Consider the following 3,590-nt stretch of genomic DNA (forward strand, 5'->3'; position numbering starts at 1 on the left):
AAAAAGGAACCTTTTACAATTCAAATGTAAAAGATTCCTTAAGTTAATGACATTGTGATTTCAGGGCGTTTGCAGTAAATGTAAAAACGATAGCGCTGGGTAAATAATTGTATCAATCTGGACACGCAATATGGTGTGAGAGGTCGGAATTTCTCATTTAAAAGAAATTCCTCCTACTCGATTTCTGCATGCCAGCCATAAAAAGGGAAGCAGAGGAACCCAGAAATTTTTTGACAAAGGGCCAGGCTGGCGTGCATACCAATAGTAAGGAAGAAACAACAGAGGTTATTTCAGCGATGCCGGAAATTCCTTGCCGCCGGGCAGTATCAGCTACGAAAGGAAACATGAAAATCATAATTACATATCCAACGAAGGGAGACGCCAGAGAAGCCGAACTTGTGAAAGAAGTGCAGATGATGATGGAAACAATGATTATGCAGCAGATAAAAGAAAATAAGGGTGATGTAAAATAAGTAAAATGCAGAATGAATATATTGTCAGAATGTTATTAAGGGTTTCCACTAAGCGGCAGACAGATGCAGAAGGCGACCTGCCGACTCAGCGGAATCTGGTAAGGAACTATATTGAAAAACAAGCAGGCTGGAAGTTAGATGAAGAGAAACCAGAGTATTTTGAAGGGGGTATCTCCGGGTTTAAGAACTCCGTGTCTGACCGTAAAGCATTACAGGAAATATTAGAGGACGCAAAAAGGGCAGAATTCCATGTTCTGGTGTGTTACAAGGATGACAGGCTGGGCAGACGGGAAGATGAAATTCCGCAGTATATTAAGAAACTTGCGGAATTTGGCGTGTTGGTATATACGGTTAAAGATGGCTGTATCACACCGGAAACCCATGCAGACGATTTGCTGACTTATATCAGATACTGGCACGCCGAGGGAGCCAGCAGGGATACGGGACTGCGGGTAAAGGATGCAGCGATAGAGCTGGTAAAACAGGGAAGAAATCAAGGGGGCAATGCGCCTTTTGGCTATGAATTGGTTTATTCGGGAGAACTCAGCAAACACAAAAGGGCATTAAAGAAGAAAGTAATTGTGCCACAGGCAGCAGAAGTTGTCCGCTTTATGTATGATTTGGCATTAAGCCATGGATACGGAGCCTATAAGATTACGAAACAACTGAACAAGGATGAAGCGGTGCGCGCCATGTCTCCAAATGGAAAGGAATGGAAGGCTGTTACAGTCAGCGACATTTTAAAGAATCCCATATACACAGGGTATGAAGCATATAACAGGCGCATCCATGAAGGGGAACATTATAAAAAACTGGACAGGGAACATTGGGTATTGTCTGAGGAACATAAAGAAGAACTGGCAATTATCGACCTGGACACATGGGAAAAAGTGCAGAGAATACGGGAAAGCCGCAAAGAAAAGTATCAGGGGGAAAGAGAACAGGAAGAAAACGTGCCGATATGCACCACAGGCGTCCTTGCGCTGCTGGACGTGGCATACTGCGGATGCTGTGGGCGCAAGCTGACCAATGGAAGCAAATATAATTACTGGCAAACTAAGGCAAAAGAAAAAAGAAGCAGCATTGTGGGATATTACCGCTGTCAGACAAAACATCAGGGAGGCTCCTGCAATGGAAAAGGTTTATACAGGGCAGACAGCACAGAACCGATGGTTTTTGATTATATAAAAGACTATCTGGAATTCCTGGAGGATAATGGAGCGGTTGTAGAAAAAATTAAGGAGACCAGCAAAAAGCAGAAACGCCTGAAAAAAGAGAAAATCCAGAAACTGGAACAGAGCCTGACAGAAATACAGAAGGATATTGACACACTCAAAGGCAATCTGCCCAAAGTATTGAGAGGGGAAATGAAGCTCCCGCCAGAATTGTTCTATGAGCAGATTGAGGAAAAAGAACACAAAATGCAGCAGGCGCAGGAGAAACTAATAGATTTAAAAGCGGTAAAAGAAAAGGAAAATCGGGAGGATTTAGAACTGGAATATTTCATTGCCCAGGTGCCAAAGTGGAGAGACGCTTTCGACCATGCGGAAGTCTCTGCAAAGAGAATGGTAATTAATAAGCTGATAAGAAGAATTGACATAAAAGAAAATGAAATTTCCATTGAGTTCCGGGTAAATCTGGATGAATTTTTATCCCGAAAAACTATATACCAAAGGGTACCGGAACAAGGGGTATGATTTCACCATCACCTCATCCACTGCATACGACCACAAATGGGTCTACGGAAGGAATTATTTTGCCAGCATCTCCCGGGTTGTGGATGAGATGTTTACAAATTTCCTTTCCAGGCCCAATGTGAAGCAGCCCATCCTAACCCAGTACTGCGACGGGCAGCGTGTAACCTGCCCAAACTGGCTCAGCCAATGGGGTTCTAAGTATCTGGGGGATCAGAACTACAGCGCCATAGAAATCCTCCGTTATTATTATGGAAGCAATATGTACATCAACGAAGCGGAAGAGATTTCTGGTATTCCTGCATCCTGGCCCCGTGAAAACCTGCAGATTGGTTCCAGTGGTGAAAAGGTGCGCCAGATGCAGGAGCAGTTAAACCGCATCGCCCAGGTCTATACCTCCATTCCCAGAATTACAGCGGACGGTTCCTTTGGGCCTGCAACAGAGACGGCTGTCCGACGGTTTCAGTCGGTGTTCGGCCTGCCCCAGACCGGGGTAGTGGATTATCCTACCTGGTATAAAATTTCGGAAATTTATGTGGGCGTTACCAGGATTGCAGAACTGGTATAGGTTATGCAGAATATTTTTCGGAGCGCACTGCTTTACAAAGGCAGTTCTGCATTTCCTTTCCGTTCCTGCTTGCGAAACAAGAGGAGCGGCGCTATTGACAAATACTGGAAAAGAAGGTACAGTAGAACCACAATATGAAACCGTCAAGATACAGAGAGGAGAAACGAATGGCAGATTTGAAAGGAACCAAAACGGAGAAGAACTTAGAAGCGGCGTTTGCCGGAGAATCTATGGCAAGGAATAAGTACACTTACTTTGCAAGCAAGGCCAAAAAAGACGGATATGTGCAGATTGCCAGCATATTTGAAGAGACAGCGGCAAATGAGAAAGAACATGCGAAAATGTGGTATAAATTATTAAACGGCGGCGTGGGCACCACAGAAGAGAATTTGAAGGCTGCCGCTGACGGAGAGAATTTTGAGTGGACCGATATGTATGTTCAATTTGCAAAAGAAGCAAGAGAAGAAGGATTTGATGATATTGCAGAACTGTTTGAAGGCGTGGCTCAGATAGAGAAAGAGCACGAAGAAAGATACCGTAAGCTTCTTGATAACGTGACTGGCAAGAAGGTATTTTCCAAAGATGGAGATGTGATCTGGCAGTGCAGCAACTGCGGTCATATTTGTGTTGGAAAGGAAGCGCCGGAGCAATGTCCGGTGTGCGCCCATCCCCAGTCTTATTTCCAGGTGAAGGCGGAAAACTATTAAGAGCGAATCGTAGATATTAAGACTATAATATATGATTAGGCCATCATTGATAAGGGCTGTCGGAAAATAGCGGATTTTCCGACAGTTTTTTTACTTTATAGGAAATTGCGATTTTTGAGGAGAGAAAAAGAACAAGAGTTTACCGAAC

The 3,590-nt window shown here is 44.0% G+C and carries 3 protein-coding genes and 1 pseudogene; all 4 read left to right on the forward strand.

The window, feature by feature from the left end; all coding sequences use genetic code 11:
• Nucleotides 1–230: 230 nt before the first annotated feature.
• The 4 genes and pseudogenes from E5329_RS28585 to rbr all read left to right on the forward strand — a co-directional run bounded on the left by E5329_RS28585 (nt 231) and on the right by rbr (nt 3,442).
• Nucleotides 231–473 (forward strand): hypothetical protein, encoded by a 243-nt coding sequence (locus tag E5329_RS28585; protein ID WP_135992505.1) that lies wholly within the window; start codon nt 231–233, stop codon nt 471–473.
• Between the two features lie 29 nt (nt 474–502).
• Nucleotides 503–2,170, forward strand: coding sequence for a recombinase family protein (locus tag E5329_RS28590; protein WP_275443869.1), 1,668 nt, complete (start codon nt 503–505; stop codon nt 2,168–2,170).
• Nucleotides 2,139–2,735: pseudogene (locus E5329_RS28595) on the forward strand (peptidoglycan-binding protein); the annotation flags it as partial. The gene E5329_RS28590 and the pseudogene E5329_RS28595, both read left to right, overlap by 32 nt.
• A gap of 167 nt (nt 2,736–2,902) precedes the next feature.
• Nucleotides 2,903–3,442, forward strand: a complete 540-nt coding sequence (rbr, locus tag E5329_RS28600; RefSeq protein WP_135992507.1) for a rubrerythrin — start codon at nt 2,903–2,905, stop codon at nt 3,440–3,442.
• Nucleotides 3,443–3,590: the final 148 nt, after the last annotated feature.

This window comes from Petralouisia muris (genome assembly GCF_004793545.1).
In the GTDB taxonomy this organism is placed as follows: domain Bacteria; phylum Bacillota; class Clostridia; order Lachnospirales; family Lachnospiraceae; genus Petralouisia; species Petralouisia muris.

Bases quoted from the DNA above. Each gene is read 5' to 3' on its own strand.
- E5329_RS28590 (WP_275443869.1), top strand. From the start codon at position 503: ATGTTATTAAGGGTTTCCACTAAGCGGCAGACAGATGCAGAAGGCGAC.
- rbr (WP_135992507.1), top strand. From the start codon at position 2,903: ATGGCAGATTTGAAAGGAACCAAAACGGAGAAGAACTTAGAAGCGGCG.